This is a genomic window from Acinetobacter calcoaceticus, assembly GCF_900520355.1.
Taxonomy (GTDB): Bacteria; Pseudomonadota; Gammaproteobacteria; order Pseudomonadales; family Moraxellaceae; genus Acinetobacter; species Acinetobacter calcoaceticus_C.
The window spans coordinates 3,140,599-3,165,397 of sequence record NZ_LS999521.1 but is presented as its reverse complement, the minus strand read 5'-3'; the positions used below and the strand labels follow the sequence as shown (position 1 = coordinate 3,165,397).

General features: G+C 35.7%; 15 protein-coding genes. 10 read left to right on the top strand and 5 right to left on the bottom strand.

Annotation, left to right across the window (positions count from 1 at the left end):
• Positions 1-534 precede the first annotated feature (534 nt).
• The 9 genes from AC2117_RS15145 (at position 535) to AC2117_RS15110 (ending at position 16,323) form a co-directional block, all read left to right on the top strand.
• Complete coding sequence (locus tag AC2117_RS15145) at positions 535-6,537, top strand: beta strand repeat-containing protein (protein ID WP_197730934.1); 6,003 nt, start codon at positions 535-537, stop codon at positions 6,535-6,537.
• Positions 6,450-8,501, top strand: a complete 2,052-nt coding sequence (locus AC2117_RS19155; RefSeq protein WP_197731021.1) for a type I secretion C-terminal target domain-containing protein — start codon at positions 6,450-6,452, stop codon at positions 8,499-8,501. Before AC2117_RS15145 ends, AC2117_RS19155 begins: the two co-directional genes overlap by 88 nt.
• Positions 8,502-8,614: 113 nt before the next feature.
• Positions 8,615-10,273, top strand: a complete 1,659-nt coding sequence (locus AC2117_RS15140; RefSeq protein ID WP_133975189.1) for a poly alpha-glucosyltransferase — start codon at positions 8,615-8,617, stop codon at positions 10,271-10,273.
• Between the two features lie 3 nt (positions 10,274-10,276).
• Positions 10,277-11,002 (top strand): CatB-related O-acetyltransferase, encoded by a 726-nt coding sequence (locus AC2117_RS19200; RefSeq protein WP_133975187.1) that lies wholly within the window; start codon positions 10,277-10,279, stop codon positions 11,000-11,002.
• 3 nt (positions 11,003-11,005) lie between these two features.
• On the top strand, positions 11,006-11,800 hold the full coding sequence (locus AC2117_RS15130) for a serine hydrolase (protein ID WP_133975185.1): 795 nt from the start codon (positions 11,006-11,008) through the stop codon (positions 11,798-11,800).
• The gene (locus AC2117_RS15125) at positions 11,800-12,849 is read left to right on the top strand and encodes a YheC/YheD family protein (RefSeq protein ID WP_133975183.1); all 1,050 of its coding nucleotides are present in this window, start codon (positions 11,800-11,802) and stop codon (positions 12,847-12,849) included. The genes AC2117_RS15130 and AC2117_RS15125 overlap by 1 nt, the downstream gene beginning before the upstream one ends.
• Positions 12,850-12,859: 10 nt before the next feature.
• Entirely contained in the window at positions 12,860-14,374 is a 1,515-nt protein-coding gene (locus tag AC2117_RS15120) for a glycosyltransferase (protein WP_133975181.1), read from the top strand.
• Positions 14,328-15,314 (top strand): hypothetical protein, encoded by a 987-nt coding sequence (locus AC2117_RS15115; RefSeq protein ID WP_133975179.1) that lies wholly within the window; start codon positions 14,328-14,330, stop codon positions 15,312-15,314. The genes AC2117_RS15120 and AC2117_RS15115 overlap by 47 nt, the downstream gene beginning before the upstream one ends.
• Positions 15,315-15,915: 601 nt before the next feature.
• Positions 15,916-16,323, top strand: a complete 408-nt coding sequence (locus AC2117_RS15110; RefSeq protein WP_133975177.1) for a hypothetical protein — start codon at positions 15,916-15,918, stop codon at positions 16,321-16,323.
• Positions 16,324-16,410: 87 nt separating this feature from the next.
• Here AC2117_RS15110 and AC2117_RS15105 read toward each other — a convergent pair whose 3' ends face one another.
• Together AC2117_RS15105 and AC2117_RS15100 are read right to left on the bottom strand one after the other, a co-directional pair.
• A complete protein-coding gene (locus tag AC2117_RS15105; RefSeq protein ID WP_133975175.1) occupies positions 16,411-16,785 on the bottom strand; it encodes a hypothetical protein in 375 nt (124 codons plus the stop codon).
• A gap of 518 nt (positions 16,786-17,303) precedes the next feature.
• Positions 17,304-17,891: a recombinase family protein gene (locus AC2117_RS15100; protein ID WP_133975173.1), complete on the bottom strand. Its 588-nt coding sequence runs from the start codon at positions 17,889-17,891 to the stop codon at positions 17,304-17,306.
• Positions 17,892-18,724: 833 nt separating this feature from the next.
• On the opposite strand from AC2117_RS15100, the gene AC2117_RS15095 reads away from it, so the two are divergent.
• On the top strand, positions 18,725-19,309 hold the full coding sequence (locus tag AC2117_RS15095) for a resolvase (RefSeq protein WP_133975171.1): 585 nt from the start codon (positions 18,725-18,727) through the stop codon (positions 19,307-19,309).
• Positions 19,310-20,033: 724 nt separating this feature from the next.
• Here AC2117_RS15095 and AC2117_RS15085 read toward each other — a convergent pair.
• The 3 genes from AC2117_RS15085 to AC2117_RS15075 all read right to left on the bottom strand — a co-directional run bounded on the left by AC2117_RS15085 (position 20,034) and on the right by AC2117_RS15075 (position 24,478).
• Positions 20,034-21,317: a ribonucleotide-diphosphate reductase subunit beta gene (locus AC2117_RS15085; protein WP_133975167.1), complete on the bottom strand. Its 1,284-nt coding sequence runs from the start codon at positions 21,315-21,317 to the stop codon at positions 20,034-20,036.
• Between the two features lie 138 nt (positions 21,318-21,455).
• Positions 21,456-21,590 (bottom strand): preprotein translocase subunit YajC, encoded by a 135-nt coding sequence (locus AC2117_RS15080; protein ID WP_133975165.1) that lies wholly within the window; start codon positions 21,588-21,590, stop codon positions 21,456-21,458.
• Between the two features lie 56 nt (positions 21,591-21,646).
• Positions 21,647-24,478 (bottom strand): ribonucleoside-diphosphate reductase subunit alpha, encoded by a 2,832-nt coding sequence (locus tag AC2117_RS15075; protein WP_133975163.1) that lies wholly within the window; start codon positions 24,476-24,478, stop codon positions 21,647-21,649.
• Positions 24,479-24,799 lie beyond the last annotated feature (321 nt).

Genomic DNA, 24,799 nt, shown 5'->3' with positions numbered 1-24,799 from the left:
GCTCTAAATTGGATTGGTTTAATTAAATAATCCTGAGAAGGGGAATAAATATGTCTGAAATAAGGGTAGTTTCTAAGGATAGTCATGAAACCTTAGAAACTACGACAAAGGATACAGTCACTCTTTCCGAAGCATCAGTTATTTTAATAAAAGTAAATAAAGATGATGTTTTTGAAATTAGACAAGACGGTAGAAATGCAATTATTACTTTAAAAAACGGTGAGCAAATAGTAATAATTGATTTCTTTAATGGTGGTAATTATTCAACCGATAATAGTTTAGTTTTTGAAGATAATAATCATAAATTACTGTGGGTACAGTTTACTGACAGTAATGGGGTCTTATTAGACCATATCACTTATAGTTATATCGATAGTATTGAACCATTGCTTTATCATGATGGTGCTGCATCTCCATGGGCATGGTTATCTGTACCACTAACCGCAGCAGGAATTTTGTGGTGGGCTCATGACAGCGATAAAAATAATAGTTTAGAAAGCGACTCTGATTCGGACAGCGATTCTGACTCTGACAGTGACTCTGATTCTGATAGTGACTCGGACTCTGACAGCGATTCTGACTCTGACAGCGACAGCGATTCGGACTCTGACAGTGACTCGGATTCGGACAGCGATTCTGACTCGGACAGCGACTCTGATTCTGATAGTGACTCGGACTCTGATAGCGATTCGGATTCGGACAGCGACTCTGACAGCGACAGCGATTCTGACTCTGACAGTGACTCGGACTCTGACAGCGATTCTGACTCGGACAGCGACTCTGACAGCGATTCGGATTCGGACAGCGACTCGGACTCTGACAGTGATTCTGACTCTGACAGCGACTCGGACAGCGATTCTGATTCGGACAGCGATTCTGATTCGGACAGCGATTCTGATTCGGACAGCGACTCGGACTCTGACAGTGATTCTGACTCTGACAGCGACTCGGATTCGGACAGCGACTCGGATTCTGACAGTGACTCTGATTCTGACAGTGATTCTGATTCGGACAGTGATTCTGATTCGGACAGTGATTCTGATTCGGACAGCGACTCGGACTCTGATAGCGACAGCGATTCTGACTCTGACAGCGATTCGGACTCTGATAGCGATTCGGATTCGGACAGTGATTCTGATTCGGACAGCGACTCGGACAGCGATTCTGATTCGGACAGCGACTCGGACTCTGACAGTGATTCTGATTCTGACAGTGACTCGGATTCGGACAGTGACTCGGATTCGGACAGCGACTCTGATTCTGACAGTGATTCTGACTCTGACAGCGATTCGGACTCTGATAGCGACAGTGACTCGGACTCTGACAGCGATTCTGACTCTGACAGCGATTCTGATTCGGACAGCGATTCTGATTCGGACAGCGACTCTGACAGCGACAGCGATTCGGACTCTGACAGTGACTCGGACTCTGACAGCGATTCTGACTCTGACAGCGACTCGGACTCTGACAGCGATTCTGACAGCGACAGCGATTCGGACTCTGACAGCGATTCTGACTCTGACAGCGATTCTGATTCGGACAGCGATTCTGACTCGGATAGCGATTCTGACTCTGACAGCGACTCGGATTCTGACTCTGACAGCGACTCGGATAGCGACAGCGATTCGGACTCTGACAGTGACTCGGACTCTGACAGCGATTCTGACTCTGACAGTGACTCTGATTCTGACAGCGACTCTGATTCTGACAGCGACTCGGATAGCGACAGCGATTCTGACTCCGACAGCGACTCTGATTCGGACTCTGACAGCGATTCTGATTCGGACAGCGATTCGGACTCTGACAGCGACTCGGATAGCGACAGCGATTCTGACTCTGACAGCGACTCGGATTCTGACAGTGACTCGGATAGCGACAGCGATTCGGATTCTGACAGTGACTCGGATTCGGACAGCGATTCGGATTCGGACAGTGATTCTGATTCGGACAGCGACTCTGATTCGGACTCGGACAGTGACTCTGATTCGGACAGCGACTCGGATTCTGACAGTGACTCGGATAGCGACAGCGATTCGGATTCTGACAGTGACTCTGATTCTGACAGTGATTCTGACTCTGACAGCGATTCTGACTCTGACAGCGATTCTGACTCGGATAGCGACAGCGATTCGGATTCTGACAGCGACTCTGATTCTGACAGTGATTCTGACTCTGACAGCGATTCTGACTCGGATAGCGACAGCGATTCGGATTCTGACAGTGACTCGGATAGCGACAGCGATTCGGATTCTGACAGTGATTCTGATTCGGACAGCGACTCGGACTCTGACAGTGACTCTGACTCGGATAGCGACTCTGATTCGGACAGCGATTCGGACTCGGACAGCGACTCTGATTCTGATAGTGACTCGGACTCTGATAGCGATTCGGACTCTGATAGCGATTCGGACTCGGACAGCGACTCTGATTCTGATAGTGACTCGGACTCTGACAGCGATTCTGACTCTGACAGTGACTCTGACTCGGATAGCGACAGCGATTCTGACTCTGACAGTGATTCTGACTCGGACAGCGATTCTGACTCGGATAGCGACAGCGATTCGGATTCTGACAGTGATTCTGACTCTGACAGCGATTCTGATTCGGACAGCGATTCTGATTCGGACAGCGATTCTGACTCGGACAGCGATTCTGATTCGGACAGCGATTCGGACTCGGACAGCGACTCTGACTCTGATAGCGACTCGGATTCTGACTCTGACAGCGACTCGGATAGCGACAGCGATTCTGACTCTGACAGCGACTCTGATTCTGACAGTGACTCTGACAGCGACAGCGATTCTGACTCTGACAGTGACTCGGACTCTGACAGCGATTCTGACTCTGACAGTGACTCGGACTCTGACAGCGATTCTGATTCGGACAGTGATTCTGACTCTGACAGCGATTCTGACTCGGATAGCGACAGCGATTCTGACTCTGACAGCGACTCGGATAGCGACAGTGACTCTGATTCTGACAGCGATTCTGACTCTGACAGCGATTCTGACTCGGACAGCGACTCTGATTCTGACAGTGACTCTGATTCTGACAGCGATTCCGACTCTGATAGCGACAGTGACTCTGATTCTGACAGCGATTCGGACTCTGACAGTGACTCGGACTCTGACAGCGATTCTGACTCTGACAGCGACTCTGATTCTGACAGCGACTCTGATAGCGACAGTGACTCTGATTCTGACAGCGATTCGGACTCTGACAGTGACTCGGACTCTGACAGCGATTCTGACTCTGACAGCGACTCGGACTCTGACAGCGATTCTGACTCTGACAGCGACTCTGATTCTGACAGCGATTCCGACTCTGATAGCGACAGTGACTCTGATTCTGACAGCGACTCTGATTCTGACAGTGACTCTGACAGCGACAGCGATTCGGACTCTGACAGCGATTCGGACTCTGACAGCGATTCTGACTCTGACAGTGACTCGGACTCTGACAGCGATTCTGACTCTGACAGCGACTCTGATAGCGACAGTGACTCTGATTCGGACAGCGACTCTGATTCGGACAGTGATTCTGACTCTGACAGCGATTCGGACTCGGACAGCGACTCTGACTCTGACAGTGACTCGGACTCTGACAGCGATTCTGACTCGGATAGCGACTCGGATTCTGACAGCGACTCTGATTCTGACAGCGATTCGGACTCTGACAGCGACTCGGATAGCGACAGCGATTCGGACTCTGACAGCGACTCTGATTCTGACAGTGACTCTGACAGCGACAGCGATTCGGACTCTGACAGTGACTCGGATTCGGACAGTGACTCGGATAGCGACAGCGATTCGGATTCGGACAGCGATTCTGACTCTGACAGCGACTCTGATTCTGATAGTGACTCGGACTCTGACAGCGATTCGGACTCGGACAGCGACTCGGACTCTGACAGCGACTCTGATTCTGATAGTGACTCGGACTCGGACAGCGATTCGGACTCGGACAGCGACTCTGATTCTGATAGTGACTCGGACTCTGACAGCGACTCTGATTCTGATAGTGACTCGGACTCTGACAGCGATTCGGACTCTGACAGTGACTCTGACTCGGATAGCGACAGCGATTCTGACTCGGACAGTGACTCTGACAGCGATTCGGATTCGGACAGCGATTCTGACTCGGATTCTGACAGCGACTCGGATTCAGACAGTGACTCTGATTCGGACAGTGACTCGGATTCTGACAGCGATTCTGACTCGGATAGCGACTCGGATTCTGACAGCGACTCTGATTCTGATAGTGACTCTGATTCTGACAGTGATTCTGACTCTGACAGCGATTCTGACTCTGACAGCGACTCTGATTCTGATAGTGACTCGGACTCTGATAGCGATTCGGACTCTGACAGCGACTCGGATTCTGATAGTGACTCGGACTCGGACAGCGATTCTGACTCTGACAGCGACTCTGATTCTGATAGCGATTCGGATTCGGACAGTGACTCGGATAGCGACAGCGATTCGGATTCGGACAGCGATTCTGACTCTGACAGCGACTCTGATTCTGATAGCGATTCGGATTCGGACAGTGACTCGGATAGCGACAGCGATTCGGATTCGGACAGCGATTCTGACTCTGACAGCGACTCTGATTCTGATAGTGACTCGGACTCTGACAGCGATTCTGACTCTGACAGCGACTCGGATAGCGACAGTGATTCTGACTCTGACAGCGATTCTGACTCTGACAGCGATTCTGACTCTGACAGCGATTCTGACTCGGACAGCGACTCTGATTCTGACAGCGACTCTGATTCTGACAGCGATTCCGACTCTGATAGCGACAGTGACTCTGATTCTGACAGCGATTCTGACTCTGACAGCGATTCTGACTCGGACAGCGACTCTGATTCTGACAGCGACTCTGATTCTGACAGCGATTCCGACTCTGATAGCGACAGTGACTCTGATTCTGACAGCGATTCTGACTCTGACAGTGACTCGGACTCTGACAGCGATTCTGACTCTGACAGCGACTCTGATTCTGACAGCGACTCTGATTCTGACAGCGATTCCGACTCTGATAGCGACAGTGACTCTGATTCTGACAGCGATTCGGACTCTGACAGTGACTCGGACTCTGACAGCGATTCTGACTCTGACAGCGATTCTGACTCGGATAGCGACTCTGATTCTGACAGCGACTCTGATTCTGACAGCGATTCGGACTCTGACAGCGACTCGGATAGCGACAGCGATTCGGACTCTGACAGCGACTCTGATTCTGACAGTGACTCTGACAGCGACAGCGATTCTGACTCTGACAGCGATTCTGACTCTGACAGCGACTCGGACTCTGATAGCGATTCGGACTCGGACAGCGACTCGGATTCTGATAGCGATTCGGATTCGGACAGTGACTCGGATAGCGACAGCGATTCGGATTCGGACAGCGATTCTGACTCTGACAGCGATTCGGACTCGGACAGCGACTCTGATTCTGATAGTGACTCGGACTCTGACAGCGATTCGGATAGCGACAGCGATTCGGACTCTGACAGCGACAGCGATTCGGACTCTGACAGCGATTCTGACTCTGACAGTGACTCGGACTCTGACAGCGACTCGGATTCTGATAGTGACTCGGACTCTGACAGCGATTCGGACTCTGACAGTGACTCGGACTCTGACAGCGATTCTGACTCTGACAGCGATTCTGACTCGGACAGCGACTCTGACTCTGACAGTGACTCGGACTCTGACAGCGATTCTGACTCGGACAGCGACTCTGATTCTGACAGCGACTCTGATTCTGACAGCGACTCTGATTCTGACAGCGATTCGGACTCTGACAGCGACTCTGACTCTGACAGCGACTCGGATTCTGATAGTGACTCGGACTCTGACAGCGACTCGGATTCTGATAGTGACTCGGACTCTGACAGCGATTCTGACTCGGATTCTGACAGCGACTCTGATTCTGATAGTGACTCGGACTCTGACAGCGATTCTGACTCGGATAGCGACTCGGATAGCGACAGCGATTCTGACTCTGACAGCGACTCTGATAGCGACAGTGACTCTGATTCTGACAGCGATTCGGACTCTGACAGTGACTCGGACTCTGACAGCGATTCTGACTCTGACAGCGATTCTGACTCGGACAGCGACTCTGACTCTGACAGTGACTCGGACTCTGACAGCGATTCTGACTCGGATTCTGACAGCGACTCTGATTCTGACAGCGATTCGGACTCTGACAGCGACTCTGACTCTGACAGTGACTCGGACTCTGACAGCGATTCTGACTCGGATAGCGACTCTGATTCTGACAGCGACTCTGATTCTGACAGCGATTCGGACTCTGACAGCGACTCGGACTCTGACAGCGATTCTGACTCTGACAGCGACTCGGATTCTGATAGTGACTCGGACTCTGACAGCGATTCTGACTCGGACTCTGACAGCGATTCTGACTCGGATTCGGACTTGGTTGCGAATGATGATTTGGCAACGCTCGATGCCAATATTGATCCGACGACAAGCTCTGTACCTACACAATCTAAGACGTCTGTAGTTTTACCTTCTTATGATGGTTTGATTTTGGATTGGACTTGGGCTGCGAACAATGCCTTGCAAGTAGAAGTTCCTCAAGGAACATTGCAGGACTTTAATGTAAATATCAGTGGCTTATATGCAGGTGTGGGTATTGTGAGTTTAGGCCTCGATGTTCTTCGCCTAAATGAAAATACAGGAGAGTATGAACTTTATGAGCATATTCCAAACGCCGGAACTGCTTTTGCAGCACTTGTAGGATTCTATACAGGCGGAACGACAATTAATGATTTACCTGAAGGTCAATATGCCATTGTCATGACAAATGACCAAGGGCTTAACTTTACAGGTTTAGGCTTCCCAACTTTAACTATTCCATCAGGTGGCGTAGCAACTGATTATGGTGAGGTTGTTGTAAGTGGCAATGTCATTGTTCCTGAAGGACTAGGAGATGTAGCGGATGTTGATCCTGAAGGTCAGCCATTAGTCGTTACGCAAGTAGTTTCTGAGACTGGTAATACATTAACAGTGAATCAATCTGATAATGGTTTCCAAAAAATAGAAGGTGCTTATGGTGACCTCTATATTGATAAGGATGGGAATTATGAATACATCCGAAATCCGGAAATTCCTAACTCAGTAGGTAAAGTTGATACGTTTACTTATACAATTCAAGATGTTGATGGAAATACAGCGACAGCTAATCTCAATATCCGAATTGATAGTTCTCAAGTAGACATTAACTGGCCAACTGACCCTACTTTGGATGGTACAGTTGATTTAGTTGCTACTAATGATATCAATGGCGCTCAAGTAGATTACACAAACTTTGTTGAAACAAAATCAGCAGATCTTGGTTCAATGACGGCTTCGGTTACTCGTACTGGTAGCTTATTTGGTGGTTATACTTATACGCGTAATCCTGGAACAGATACTTCAGATGCTATTACTGTAGATAAAAATGCCTCAGCTGTTTTATCTATCAAAGTTACTACAACTGATTCATCTGGCGCTAATAATGATACCTTCGGTTATAGCGTACAAAAATTGGTAGGGGGTAGCTGGCAAACTGTATATGTTTCACCAACTACAACTTATAGTCATCCATTCCTAGGTGGGTCGAATGCTACGATCATTGATAATAGTTATTCAATACCAGCGGATAGTGTAGCGACACAATGGCGTGTAGTTTATACAAGTACCGAAAGTAATGAGTCATTCCTTATTAATGGCACTAATACAACTTCAGTACAAACTTCAGTTCAACCAACAGTGACACATTATGATGCATTTACTGCTTCTGGAGAGTTTACTCCAGCGACAGGTAACATAATTACTGATGATAGTGGTAATGGTACTGACGTAACAGGAGGTGTGGGTACTAAATTGTTTGTGGAAAATGCAGCTGGTGTATTTGTTGAAGCTACTGGTCAAACTTTAGTTTACAGTAATGGAACATTAAATATTACTGCAAACGGTACATATACATTTACTCCAAATGCCACAGCAGACGGAAGTCAAACTACAAGTTTCAATTATAAACTTATAGCTGCGAATGGTGATGAAAGTAATGTAGCTACATTAGCAATTAATTTGGGTAGACATTATGAAACGGGCACTGGAAATGATTTAATTTCTGGTACATCAGGAAATGATGTTTATACAACTGGTACTGGTGCAGATACAGTTATATTTAAACTTCTAAATGCTACGGATCCTACAGGTGGAAATGGTTCAGATACTTGGAGTGATTTTAATAAAGCAGAAGGAGATAAAATCGATATAAGTAATTTATTATCAGGTCAGTCTGTTAATAATACAAATATTGGTCAATATGTAACTGCTACTCAAGTAGGTAGTGATACAGTAATTAATATAGATAGAGATGGAAGTGGAGGATCTTATAATTCTACAGAAATCTTAACTATTAAAAATACTAATACTACGATTGATGAACTACTACAAAATAGTCAAATATTATTTTAATTTGATTACTTAATAAAAGAGGATCTACGGATCCTCTTTTTATTTTGTCTAAATAATTTTTAAATTAAATGTGATATGTTATAATAAGTTAAAAGATTTTTTGAAGAGATAATATGGAAATTAATACATATAGTAAATTTGAGGAATTCAAAAGAAAATTAAAAGATTGGTTGATAATTCAATTAAAAAGCCACTCTGAAATTGAGAAAGATATATGTATTTTCTTATCTGTTGGAAATGAAAAAAAACGCTGTGAAGTATGGAATACTTTTGATGAAAATATTAATACTGTATTAAAAAGAATATATTCTTTTTTAGATAAATTATATTCTAAAAATAGAGGATTACCTGAGTTTTTTAAAATAGATATTGCATATAATATTAGTGAGGAGAACTGGGGAGATGTTGATTTTTCTGTTTTAAATCAGGAGCATAATAATCATTATAGAAAAGGTGTTAGCTTTGATGAAAAATTTAATATATGTTTTTTAGAACAAGAAATATATAGTAAAGCTATTATAAAAGGTATTTCATTTGATAAACCTAATTTTTTTGATGAAAAGAACCTTAATGATGCGATAAAAGCAAAATATAAAAATATTACTAAGTATTTTAAATTAGATGATATAAAAAAAGTGTGGGTTTTTGATACTATAGCTGCTTTTTATGAAAATGGGGTGTTTATTGATTTGCAGACTAGAGGTGTAGCAAATGGAATAAGATTTAATTCTAAAATTAATAATGCTGATATTAAAGAAATTATTATTAATAATGCTGAGTTTTTGTATAATCAAATTATGGATGATGGTCGCTTTGTTTATGGATATTTTCCCGCGTATGATAGGGAGATTAAAAGCTATAATACTGTCAGACATTGTACATCTTTATATGCATTGTTAGAAACATTGGAAGTGGATTTTAATAAAAAATATTTAGATAAAATTGAAAAATCTATGGAGTATGCATTCGAAAAATTTTATAAAATTATAGAAGAAAAAGGATTTATGATTGATGGGGAACAAGATTTAGAAATAAAATTAGGATCAAATGCAACTACAATTTTTATGCTTGCTAAATATCAGGAAATAACGGGTAATGATAAGTATCTTAAAAATGCTGAAATGTTAGCAAAAGGGATACAATATATGATTGATGAACATGGACAGACTAGTCATATTTTAAATTATCCTTCATTAAGTGTAAAAGAAAAATTTAGAATTGTATATTATGATGGTGAAGCTGCTTTAGGGCTCTTACGTTTATATCAGATTAACAAAGATGAAGATTTACTAAATACAGTTAAACTAATATTTGATAATTTTATTGTTAAAAAATATGATAAATATCATGATCATTGGTTAAGTTATTGTACAAATGAATTAACAAAAATATGTCCTGAAGAAAAATATTTTAAATTCGGAATGAATAATTATCTGAATCACATGGATTTTATTAAAAATAGAAAAACTGCTTATGCAACATTTTTAGAAATGATGATGTCAGCATATAAAATGGTTTTATATATGCGAGATAATGGTTATCTAGATTTATTTAATGAAGCTAAGTTTAATGAATTAAAAGAATTAATTAAATATAGAGTTGAATTTCAACTTTCTACAGGTTTCTTTTATCCAGAATTAGCGATGTATATGGCTAGGCCAGACAAAATTAAGAATGCATTCTTTGTTAGGCATGATCGTTTTAGAGCAAGAATAGATGATCAAGAGCATAATTTATCTGGTTTAGTAGCTTTTTATAAATATTTTGAGTGACATATGAAAAGACAATATATAGAGCTAAAAAAAAATATGAGTAAACATAATATATATTTTACTCGTAATGGTAACTCAAGGTTTCTTGATGAAGATTACATTAATTTTCTCGAAAAAGTAGAAATTGAACCATTTTGTGCATTTTTAGTCGGTAATAATGTTTGGAGTATGGGGGCATTTTCTTATAGCTGGTCTGTATTACCAATTACGACTAAAGTAGGTCGGTATTGCTCAATAGCAGAGGGAGTAAGAGTGCTTGGTTTAAGGCATCCTCATGAATGGCTCACAACCTCAGCAACAACATATGATCGAAATTTTATAATTTATCAAAAATATTTGGAAGTTAATAAGATGGATCAAAATGCCCGAAGGTTACCAAATAACCCTGAGTTCAAAATACTTGATATTGGTCATGATGTTTGGATAGGGGCAAGGGTGTTGCTAAAACCAACAATAACTATCGGAAATGGAGCTGTAATTGCTGCAAATTCAGTCGTTACAAAGGATGTTCCCCCTTATGCAATTGTCGGTGGTAATCCAGCCAAAATTATAAAATACAGATTTGATGATGATATTATTAATCATTTATTAAAATCAAAATGGTGGGAATATGGATTTTCAGATATTCAAAAACTGGAAATAGATAATATTCAAAAATTTTTAATTGAATTTAATTTACAAAAAAACAATTTAGTAAAAATGAACTTAGAAAAATTAATAGTGGAGTGAAGGATGAGCACTATTACAAGTATTGATACTAGATTAATAGGATTAGCCGAATTTAACTCAATTATGAAAAAAATTGAGAGAATCTCTGCTAAATCATTATCAATCTATATTGTTAATGAAGAGCATAGTATTGAGGTTTATTCTAGGAATGAAAATATAAAAATTGTACCTGGGTCAGTTATAAAATTATTAACACTCTTTTTGGTATTCGATTTAAATATTTCTTTAAGAGAGATTGTGAAAATTAAAAAAAATAATCTAATTGTTGGAAGTGGTTATAACTTATTTGAAAATGATCTTATAACAATTAATGACTTACTTAAAAATATGTTATTTAAATCAAGTAATACAAGTGCTGAGGTTTTAAAAGAAGTAATTGAAGAAAAAACGAAAATTTCTTATGAAGAGCATGCAATAAAATTAATAAATAAACTCGGGATGAAACTTACAAATATTTTAAATTCCCATGGCTTATATAAAAACAAACAATATACAACTGTTGATGATTTATTGAAACTAGTTGTTAATATATTGAAGAACAAAAAAATAGAATCTTTCTTATTTTATGCTCATCAGAGTATCGTTGTTCAGAGAAATAAAAATTATATCAATATTGATTTTGAAACAAATGAAAAAATATTTATTAAAACAGGAACACTTTTTCCCAATGTATTTAATAGTATACAGATAGTAAAAATACGCAATAATTACCTTGTTGCTTGTCTAGGATATTCAAAAAGTGATCATAGTAGATTGATTGATCAAGAAATAATTAATGATTTAATGGGAGTAATATAATGTCTATATTTGGAATTTTAAAACCAGCAAAGAATCTAACAGATGTAGAGGAAATTTTCATTATTGTTGCCCAAAGTCGAGGGCACGAAGCTTATGTTTTTACAGCAAAAGATGTATGTTTTGAAACTGAAAAGATAGTAGGTAAGACTATATTAAATGGAAAAGTTTTAGAAAAAGAATTTAACTTTCCTGATGTAATTCAAAATAGGCTAGCTGTTAAGGCTGAGGATAAAGAAATATATTTAAAATTAGCAGAAATAATTCCTTTTACTTCAAATAGAATTGGAACAAAAAAAAATGTTGATCTAAAACTTAAAAAAATCGAAGATATCAATGAATTCTTGATAAGTGTTGATGACTGTAAAGAATTTGATGATCTTTCGAATGCAATTCAAAAATATAAAAAAGTGATATTAAAACCATTATCAAGTAATCAAGGAAAAGGAATTTTTTCTGTAGAATTTTTAGGTAAAAAATATATAGTAAAACAATTGGATAAAAGATATGAGTTTAATAAAAATGAACTTAGAAATTTTTTTGATAAAGATATCAAAAATAAAGGTTACTCCTTAAGTAAATATTTTAATAGTTCTACAAATAATTCACTTAATACAGTCTTTCGGATGCAAATTAGTAGAGGCGCAGGTGGAAAGTGGAAATTAATAAAATTCTTTCCCTACGTAAATATTAATAAAAATATTGATATTACAAATGGTATGCAAGGAGCCTTAATTACCACGCGTGAAAAAATGTTTTTAGAACAATTTTATCCAGACTCATTTGAAAAAATTAATAAAAGTATAAAGAAGATCTTCGAAAAATTTCCACTCGCTTTTCAAAAGCAATATGCATGGCGTTTAGACTCATTAGGATTAGACTTAGGCATTGATCAGGAAGGGAATATTGCTATATTTGAAGTCAATGCAGGCCCCGGAATTGGATTTATGGCCTATCCTGTAGCTAAAGCTCAGGTTGATTACTATGAGTGGTTACAAGAAAATGCAAAACCCCCTTTCAAAAATAATTTTTTACCTATCAATTTAAGATAAGGGAATCATAATGTTAAAGGAAAAGAGTATATATATGCTTTATCCTGCAATTAAGCAGGAAAAAAATGGTCTATTAATTGCGTTGATCAAGAGAGCAGATTTATTTAGTAGAAATAGAATTAAAGTAAATATATGTACTCTTTCGTATAACCCTATGATTAATTTACTTTATAAGGATCTGTATATAAGTAAATTGTTGGATTTTGAAGTAAATGAAAATATTAATTTTTTAAATTTATATTCTTTTTATCAAAAAAATGAATTTTCAATTAATTTTGAAGCTGAAGAAAATTATAAATTTACTATAGAAGAAAAAAATATTGAAAGTGATAGTTTAGGAAATTTTAAAGTCTTTGATGATAAAAATAAACTCTGTAAATATTATGTTAAAAATAAGCAAGGACTTTTAAGTCATATAAATATTTTTGAATCCGGACAAATAGTTAAAAGATTGAAATTTAATGAAAAGGGAGTTTTGAGCTCATCACAAGTCTTAGATAGTAATAGATTAGTTATCACAGAAGACTTCTATGATATTAATAATCATCTTGTTCTATCTAGAAATTATAATAAGGAAGGAAAGATAGTTAGTCTATATCTATATGAAGCGGAGGGTGTAATTTCACGAAAGTTTAGTTCAGAAATTGAATTGTTTGAATATACTTTATCCAAAATTAATATGAATGAACACAAGGTTTATATTATTGACAGAGCTATAGTTTTTGCAAAAAACATTCTATTGAATAAAAAAGAAAATTCTACTGTGATTGGGGTTATTCATGCTGCACATTATTCAAAAGCTAGAGAAAAAGACTCAAAAGCTAATGCTCACTACAATAGCTATATTGAGAACTTAAATAAAATAGATCATCTTATTTTTCTAACAGAGAAACAAAAAATAGATTTTAGTGAAAGATTTGGTTTTTATTCTAACTATACCGTTATCCCACATTTCTACAAAAGTACAAGCTTTGGTGATAGTTCAACTTCACGACAGAAATATCAATGTGTATGCTTAGCAAGATTTGATAAAGTAAAAAGGCTAGATTTACTTATCGAAATATTTGGTGAAATTCACAAAAAAATTCCTCAAGCAAATTTAGATATTTACGGTTTTGGACCTGAAAAAGAAAACTTAATAAAAATTATAAAAAATAATGATTTGGAAGGAATAGTCCGACTGCGAGATTTCGTTTCCGATGTAAATTCCGTACTCAAAAATGCAGATCTAATGTTATTTACTAGCGGATCTGAAGGGTTTTGTATGGCTATATTAGATTCTCTAAAGAATAATTGTCCAGTAATTTCTTTTGATATTGATTATGGACCCAATGAAATGATTATTAATGACTATAATGGGTATTTGATTGAGGATAATAACACGGAAAAATTTATTAATACTACTGTAGAATTATTAAACAATAGAGAGAAAATAAGTTTATTCCATAAAAACTGCGCTAAATCTGTATGGAGATTCAATGATGAAAATAATTTTAAGTTATGGAAAAATATTATATTTAAATAATATATTGAAGATTATTTTCTTATTTTTAATCTCATCATTGAGCTTGGCTTGTTTAGCGGCGGATAAAGAAAATATGGCTATCAAAGAAGAAAAAAAATATTATAAATCTGGAAAAATTAGGGTGGTCTATAGTCTGAATGAGATAGAACAGACAGATATCAATAAAAATAATATTCCAGATTATATAGAAAACATTGCAATTCAAGCTAATGCAACTATAGATGCACTTGACTATCTAGGTTTTATTAATCCTCTCAATAGCCCAAGATATAAATCTGAGGTAAGATATATTGATATTCATGTAGTTAGTCTAAGTTATAATGGTATTGCCTACGATAAACCCTATTTATCCAGTTTTGATGGGGCAAAAAACGAAAAAGCATTATTAATCAAATTAAATAGTAGATTAAAAAATTTTCCGGGTAATTACTGGACAGTTGTTGCTCATGAGATATTTCATCTTTATCAATATGGGTATAGTCCATTAAAACCAAGTTGGTATCTTGAAGGTATGGCAAACTGGTCAGAAAGATTATTAAGAAAAGATGACATTGATATAAAGGGGAGAGTTATTTTACCAACAAGTAGTAGCAGTTTACAAAATAATATTTACCAAGTACCTTACAATAAGTTGTGGTATAGATTAGCTTTTTTGTCTAAGATGAATGACAGTCAATTGAATTTACCAGATAGCATAATAAAGCGTACGTATGTTGATGATAGTTTAGTTTTTAAAGATAAGTCTTTCTCTGGTTATATATTTATGAGGAATTTTTTATCAAATTTATCACTAGTAGCAAGTGATCGAAGTGTCTTACTCCCATTAAATAGATATAATAATTTTTATAACTCAGCAATAGTTATTAAATGCCTTAAAAAAACAATCCTAGAATCTGGAATAAAACTAAATTCTGATGAGAAAGATTTTTTATCTTTGTAATTCTTGATGTCTATAATTTATTTTATTAAATTTGAAAATAAGAAATTTTTTATATTTAATTAATTTTAAATATAAAAAATTATAAAATAGTTTTATTATATTTTTAATATTTTTCTAAAAGTGTAGTTTTTTAAATTATTAAAAAAGTACTTTTTTAATTGAAGGGTGACTTAAAAATTAGATTTAAAACATAATTTTAAAACTTTTTTTAAGTTGTGAGTGAGCTTATTGCATGTAAATTAAGGATAATTTTTTTCTTATAAAAATTTATTTTGCACTTAATTAATTTGTAATTGATAAGGTTTAGCTCTCATGTGAATATAATCTTGAGGATGCTTATTATATAATTATCCTCGTATTTCAGGTTTGAGTGATATTCACTAAGTCCACAGTCTTTTAGGGTGTGGACTCTTCTTAATTGATAAAGAATTTAAAACTATATTGATTTCTTTTATTTTTATTTAAGAGTGTAAAGTTAAACTTCACTTAAACTTATTTTAGTGACATATCTATTATTAATAATCCTACTTCTATAAAATTTAATTTAAGATGGGTTTTATAAAAATGGATGTTTATATATTTAACATGAGGATTAAAATTAATGAAGAATTTAATTCTAACTCAAATCGTATTTTCATTAACACTAATCTTAGCTGGATGCGTGAATCAACCGTATGGGCATCAATCGGTTTATTCACCAGCTTCTATTAATACCATTGCTAATCATAAGTTGTACTTGATAGCAGAAAAATCAGGCTATCCTAGCGTAGGTACGGGTGAGGTTACCGAAGATAAAGCTGCTCAATATGCAAGTAATCATAAGAAAACAGTGATTTGTGATAAGCATCATTACTATGCTGCGAGTAATGTTAGTAGTGATTTGAAACAGACAAAAATTATTTTAGTAAGTGGTGAGGAGATTGATGTCTCTAAATCATGCTGGGTAGAAGATGCAAAGCCACAAAATTCAATTTATGTCTCTAAATCATCTGTTAGTCATGGTTTTTAATAATTAAGTACATAAAAGTAGACTAAGCTTTAGGTGCTTAGTCTGCCTATAAGACATTCAAATAATTTTAAGAAAGTTTTTTAAATGTTAGCTATTTAAACTAAAGTAATTAATTGAAGCAATAGCCTGAAAATAATTTTTATATAATTCTATATTTAAATCTATCAAATTATTTTTTTCAATTTCTATTAAGTATATCTTATTATTGTTTACTTCATTTCTTTTTAAAATATAATCTATTATTGAACCTATTTCATTTTTTTTACTTATATTTATTTTTATTATAAAAACTGAAAAACCTATTTCTTTCATTTTTTTTGCATAGAAGCTAGCATAAGTTTTTGTACTTTTTATTAAACCTGTATCAAAAATAATAATTGTAGGAAAAGGTCCAATTCCTGTAGGAATATAAATCTTACCTGTGGTTGGGCCTATTGAAGAATTCCAAAAAATATCATTCATATTAAATATTTATCATATTTTAAAATAAATAAATTTTCATAATATATGCTTTAAAAGCATAAAATTGCTTTCGTTAAAAGCCAAAATTTATAAATTTCAAATGGTTAAATTGTTAAGCCATATTTCTAAATAGATTTATACTATAAAGATTTTCTTGAGAGTTGAATCATTTTAATTCATAGGAAGCAACTCTACGATGTAAATATAATATAATCAATAGAAAATTTATATAAATTATATTTTATTTAAAGTAGTTATGCTAAATTGTTGAAAATTAAAATATTTTTTTATATATTTAGAGTTAAATAATAATAGATTTAAAGAAAAAACAATTATAATAAAAACTATAAAAATTACTTTTAACGAATTATAAGGAAAAAAGTAATTTAATATATAATAGTTTATATCTAAATTTAAAAAGGAAATAAATTTTGAATTTATAAATTTCAATGGTTTATTTTGTTTAGTTCCTAAAATTTAGCGTTATCTGAAGTTGAGTTTACTTAACCGCCTAATAATTACAATATATTACTTTTTGTTGCATTATTTAAAATTCTTTGGATTACTGTTCTTGTAACTGAAAATTCTTTAGCGAGTGAATATACGCTATAGCCTTTCTTAAATAATTCAATCACTCTATTTTTTTGTTCATTATTTAAAATTTCTGGCCGACCAACTTTTCTTGTTGGTTTGTGATCCTTAAATATCTTATTGTCAGACTTGAACAACTTCTCAAATTCGGCTGATAACTTTAAAAAATGGAGGAAGAAAATTTTCAAGTCACCATTAATTTCATTTTTAGAATAATCTAAGCATATTAATCGAATCTTTTTTTGATCAATTTTGTCAACTATTCCTAAAATTTCCTCAAAGCTGTTACCTAAGCAATCCATGCTTTTTATCACTAAAGCATCTCCTTCTTCTAAAGAATAGCTTATTAAATTAAGAAATTTATCTCTATAAGCAATAGATTTATCAACAGATACTTCTTCTACTACTAATCTATTCTTTTGGATTTTATAGCCATACTCACTAAAAAAAGAGATATATCTAGAAAATTCAAATTGCAAATTAGGCTCTATTCTAACATAGGCATATGTACGCATATTAAAAAACCAAAATTAAACAAAAACAAAACAAATCTTAGCATCTTATTTTTTTAAAAAAAACATGAACTAAATCACAAAAGTGTACTATACAGTGTTTAAAACATATAAATTAAGTACATAACTAATAATTATTTTCTCCTAACTTTTATTAATATCCATAAGTATATTAATTAATAATTTTTTGGATATAGTATGTTGCATTTTGAATTAACCATTTACTTTAAATGTTTATGAATTTAATATAAATCTGATATTAAAATCTAGTTTTATTTGTTATTTAAATTAATTTAAGCAAATAAAATAAAATGTTATTAGTTTTTTGCTTGTTGATAATTAACTTATGTATTTGATTTTTAATAACTTATTTTTTGTTTTTATTTTATTTTTGATTGGGTGTATAAATTTATTAAAAATTAAATACATAGGTTTAAAACAGATTCAAATAATTAATTATAAGAATTACTTATTTTGTAGCTATAAATATATTTATCCATAGAATTTTAAAATTTTAATATTTTATTCTAATATTATTTAAAATTTATTGTTAATATTTTCTAATTTTGATTAATGGTATCTAACGTTAAAAATAATAATTAATTTACTATACTTTTATTTTTTCATTTATATAATGTTTTTTGATATTATATATTTTTTTGTTGTTTTAATGAGTGGAACTATAAAAAAATTTATATTAATATAAATAAGTATAAATTTAAGATATTAATTATAAAACAAACAATAAGTGAAGCTCTAAAAGTATTAAGAACCAATTCTTTGATTTGAACATACTTTGGAAATGTACTTCACATAACTCTAAGGAATGGGGAAGTATGCGTACTTATGCTTATATGCGGTTTAATTCTAATATTTATGAATTTGATAAAGAAAAAGATTTTTTTATTTCATTGTTAAATGATTTTAACCATATAGTTCAATATAGTAGAGTAGTGTTAGAGTTAGTCTCAGTTGATAAGTCCATTACTTTTAGAACTATATTTTTTAATTTAATTAATTATTCTTTGGAAGAGGGTGACTTTTTAATTGTTAAAAGTATTGACTGTTTAGGAAATTGTTTTAAAGAAATATTATCTACAATTATTTTAATTGAAAGAAAAAAAATTAAATTGCTTATATTGGATTATATAAATAGTGAGTTGGAAGGTGATATTAAAAATAACCTTATCCATTTTTTAGAAATTTGCATTGATTTTGAAAAACTTTTCTTGTCTGATCAAACTGTACAAAAAAAACATAGCTTATCTAAAAAAGTTGGTAGACCGGAAAAATTAACAAATGATCAAAAACAGGAAGTCATTAATAAGTTTAAAGAAGGATTTAGTGTATATTCTTTAGCTAAGGATCTTGCTGTGTCGAGGACTGTAATACAAAGAATAATTGAAAAATCTAGTGAGTAATTATAAATATTAATATTAGATTAAAATTTTTTTTATTTTTTGGTTGCTTGTTGTGTATTAAATTGTGTTTTAATCTTTAATTTAATACTTATTAATTTAAATCTTAATTTTTAAATTAAATTCATATTGATGTTTTTATTTTTCTATTGATATTGTTATATAATTTTTATAGTGTAATTTTAATTGATTGAAAGTTGTGTTGCCTAACTATACGATTAATCATAGGATGTAATAAATTAAAATATGGATACGAATATTGATTTAAATAAATGGAGGTGCTCTATATGTAATGGTTTTATTAAGGTTGATCATTCAAAAATTCAAAAAGAAGATTCAGTACAATTTATATACAGGCGAATAACTAATAATAATTCTTTTTATTTTATTTATAGAGTTGGTTTGGTAGTTAGCCGAAAAGAAAAATTATTAACTATTAAATATAAAAGTAGGCGATATAAAGTTCTCGATAGTGATACTTATCCTATAAGTGCTCCAGCTCTTATTATCTATAATATGTTTTGGATTTGCGGTTGTTAGTTTCTGAATGTTAAAAATATTTTTATATTTGCCTGATTGATTAGCGTAGAATTTTAATTTCTATGTTTTTGATTTTTATTATTTATTTGAATCTTTTTTAACTACTGATTCTATCTAAATTAATGAATTATATCTTGAATAAAAAACCGCCATTAATAGCGGTTTTTTTATTTAGAGAAACTTAAACTTACCAGCTTAACGCACCACCAGTTTGGTAGTCAGTTACACGCGTTTCAAAGAAATTCTTCTCTTTACGCAAGTCCATCATCTCAGACATCCAAGCAAACGGGTTCGTTACACCAGCAAATTGCTCTTGTAAACCAAGTTGTGCTAAACGACGGTTACAGATAAATTTTAAATATTCTTCCATCATGCTTGCGTTCATGCCCAATACACCACGTGGCATAGTGTCACGAGCATATTCAATTTCAAGCATTGTGCCTTCAACAATCATTTGAATCACTTCTTGTTGGAACTCGCCACTCCAAAGGTGAGGGTTCTCAATCTTGATTTGGTTAATCATATCGATACCAAAGTTCAAGTGCATAGACTCATCACGCAAGATGTATTGGAACTGCTCGGCAACACCATTCATCTTGTTACGACGACCCATACTCAAAATTTGAGTAAAGCCGCAGTAGAAGAAGATCCCTTCAAGAACACAGTAGAATGCAATCAGGTTACGAAGTAAAAGCTGATCATTTTCAGGTGTGCCCGTGTGGAAATTAGGGTCGGTTAAAGAGTGAGTATATTTCAAGCCCCAAGCTGCTTTACGCGCAACAGATGGAACTTCACGGTACATGTTGAAGACTTCGCCTTCATCCATACCTAAAGATTCGATACAGTATTGGTAAGCGTGAGTGTGAATCGCTTCCTCAAATGCTTGACGTAAAATGTACTGACGGCATTCAGGGTTAGTAATGTGGCGGTAAATTGCCAATACCAAGTTGTTTGCAACCAAAGAGTCAGCAGTCGAGAAGAAACCTAAAGAACGCATAACAATGGTACGTTCGTCTTCGGTCAAGCCATTTTCAGACTTCCAAAGCGCGATGTCATGGTTCATGTTAACTTCTTGAGGCATCCAGTGGTTTGCACACCCGTCAAGATATTTCTGCCAAGCCCACTCATATTTAAATGGAACAAGCTGGTTCAAGTCCGCACGACAGTTAATCATGGCCTTGTCGTCAACCTGAACGCGTTGTGCACCCATTTCTAACTCTTCTAGGCCAGGGGCAGCATCTAAATGTTCTAGGGCTGCAGCGGCTCTAGCCACCGTATCGGAGGCAACTGTTGGTCGCACGGAATGGGTTCCAGCGGGTTGTGAAGTTGCCAAGCTCTGCGATGATGACTCCGCAGAAGATACATTCTGCGAATGAGTCGTTTTTTCCGTATTGACGGGCGCAGACTTGAGTTCAGGAGCAGCCGGTTTTTGCGAATCATCTTCAAAATCGTCCCAACTAAGGATAGACATTTTTCTTCTCTCTTCGTTGTATATATCTGTATTTGACATCTCTAAAACGAAGATGTCCCTACTATACGCTTTTAATGTGTAAACAAAATTAAGTTTTATTAATGCACGACCAAATTTTGGGCCTTTGGTCTCTACTCCCTACAACTTATTTTGCTTACGCTGTTGCTTACGTATTGTGAAAAATGCGTAAACCAGTGGCATATAAAAGAAAACAAAGGCAAAGATTAAAACTCCTACACCAAGCATATAGTTATGACTAAGATGAAAAAGCATAATCTTTACCTCTTTTAAAATTGCTCTTTAGTGAAAAAGAGCAACTTTATTGAATGTTATTGGCAAGCTTCACAATCAGGATTGTCGATTGAGCAAGCCATTGGAACTGGAGCTGCTTGGGTAAAACCGTCTTCTTCAACTGCTTCAGGTTTTTTTGCTTCTACAACAGGCGTAGTTACAGGAGCAACTTCAACAGATGCAGGCTTAACAGCATTTAAAGCACCTGTGTTGATTGTAGATTTTTCAGCAGAAGTTGCGCCTAAAGCTCGGAGGTAATAAGTCGTTTTAAGACCACGTAACCATGCCATCTTGTAAGTGATGTCAAGTTTCTTACCATTTGCACCAGCAATGTAAAGGTTAAGCGATTGAGCTTGATCGATCCATTTCTGACGGCGTGATGCAGCATCCACGATCCAGCGTGTATCTACTTCAAACGCAGTTGCAAAGATTGCTTTTAATTCTTCAGGAATACGAGCAATTTTTTGTACTGAACCTTCGAAGTGTTTAAGATCATTTACCATCACTGTGTCCCAAAGACCACGTTCTTTTAATGCACGAACGAGGTATGGGTTAATAACAGTGAACTCACCAGACAAGTTAGATTTCACATATAAGTTCTGGAAAGTTGGCTCAATAGATTGAGAAACACCACAAATGTTTGAAATGGTTGCAGTAGGAGCAATTGCCATCACGTTTGAGTTACGCATACCATCTTTTTGAACTTTGGCACGTAAAGTGTCCCAGTCTAAACGTTGAGTACGGTCAACTTCGAACATGCGTTCTGGACGAGATTTCGCAACAATTTCCAAAGAGTCGATTGGAAGGATACCTTGATCCCACAATGAACCTTTGAATGTTGAGTAAGCACCACGTTCAACAGCCAAGTTGCTCGAAGTTTCAATAGCGTAGTAGCTAATCACTTCCATTGACTCGTCAGCAAAGTTAACTGCGTCGTCAGAACCGTAAGCCATGCCCATTTCATAAAGTGCATCTTGGAAGCCCATAATACCCATACCAACAGGGCGGTGCTTCAAGTTAGAGTTTTTCGCTTGTGGAACAGCGTAATAGTTAATGTCGATAACGTTATCGAGCATACGAACTGCTGTTTTAACCGTGCGAGCTAACTTCTCACGGTCTAATACACCGCCTTGAACGTGTTGTACAAGGTTAATCGAGCCCAAGTTACATACTGCAATTTCATCTTGATTTGTATTAAGCGTAATTTCAGTACATAAGTTAGATGAGTGAACTACACCCACATGTTGTTGTGGTGAACGTAAGTTACACACATCTTTGAACGTAATCCAAGGGTGACCAGTTTCAAACAACATAGAAAGCATTTTGCGCCATAAGTCTTTAGCACGTACTTTCTTATGGAGCATGTTTGTTTCTTTAGCTACAGATTCGTAGTAAGCATAACGCTCAGCAAACTCAGCACCTGTTAGGTCATGTAGGTCTGGTGTTTCAGAAGGGGTGAATAATGTCCAGTCACCATCTTCAAATACACGTTGCATAAACAAGTCTGGAACCCAGTTCGCAGTGTTCATGTCGTGTGTACGACGACGGTCATCACCTGTGTTTTTACGAAGTTCTAAAAACTCTTCGATGTCTAAGTGCCAAGTTTCGAGGTACGCACAAACAGCACCTTTACGCTTACCACCTTGGTTTACTGCAACAGCTGTATCGTTCGCAACCTTTAAGAATGGAACAACACCCTGAGACTTACCGTTTGTACCTTTAATGTAAGAGTTCAAGGCACGCACAGGTGTCCAGTCATTACCTAAACCACCAGCCCATTTAGAAAGCATTGCGTTGTCACGCATTGCACCATAAATGTCATAGAGGTCATCGCCAATCGTGGTTAAGTAACAACTTGAAAGCTGTGGACGTAACGTACCTGCGTTAAACAGGGTAGGCGTAGACGCCATGTAGTCGAAGCTAGACAATAAGTTATAGAACTCGATTGCACGTTCTTCTTTATCTTGCTCATTTAATGCAAGACCCATTGACACACGCATAAAGAATAATTGCGGTAATTCAAAACGCACGCCGTTTGAGTGAATGAAGTAACGGTCAAATAGAGTCTGTAAACCTAAATAGGTAAACTGGTTAGAGCGTTCTGGCTGAATAGCGGCTGCCAGTTTTTCTAAGTCGAAATTGAGTAAATCTGGTGAGATCAAATCAAGCTCAACACCTTTTTTCAAGAAGGCTTCAAGCGCTTCATTTTCAGGCGTGTCTGTTGATAAGCCTAGGAATGCTAAACCTGTACCCACTAACTCATGACAAAGCAAACGAGCAGTCACGTAAGTATAGTTTGGTTCTTGTTCAATACGCGTACGTGTTGCCATCATCATGGTGGTGGCAATATCAGTCTCTTTTACGCCGTTATATAAGTTCTTAACGGTTTCATCCACAATGGCTTGAACGTCAATACCTTCCAAACCTTCAGCAGCTTTAGCTACAGTCGCTTGCAATGCACTTAAATCAAGTGGCTGAAGCTGACCGTTTGCATCGGTAACTTGTAAAGTAGGATGGTGGTTTGAGTTCGTTTGCTGACGAGCAGTAGTACGTTGTTCGCGGTAAATCACGTAAGCGCGGGCAACTTTCTGTTCTCCGGTACGCATTAAAGCAAGTTCAACCTGATCTTGAATTTCTTCAATATGGATCGTCCCGCCCGATGGTAAACGGCGAGTGAAAGTATTTAATACCATTTCCGTCAGTTGGGTAATACGGTCGTGAATACGGCTTGAATCCGAACTCTGTTGACCTTCCACAGCAAGAAAAGCTTTACCAATCGCAACAGAAATTTTCTCTGCATCAAATGCAGCAACATCTCCAGTGCGTTTGATCACCTGAATTTGACCGGGAGTCGAAGTAATTACGCTCATGCCAGCATAGCTCCATTGTCACTTTTGTTATGTTTATAGACCGTTTGAACCGAGCAAAAAGTATGCCACGATGTTTGAGGGATAAACACAAGACTTAGTAGTTAAAGTTTATTTTGAACACAAGATACGGGATTTTTCATAGCAGATCAATCTTGACTTTTTAGTAATTTTTTATCTGTATGATTTGATGGGAGATAGCATAGCAAAGCTATCAAAAAACACTTATAGATAACTTTGTGGATAACTCAAAAAACAAGCACTTAAATACAATTAAAGTAATTAAAGAAATAATTTGTTTAATATTCATACATTGGAATTATG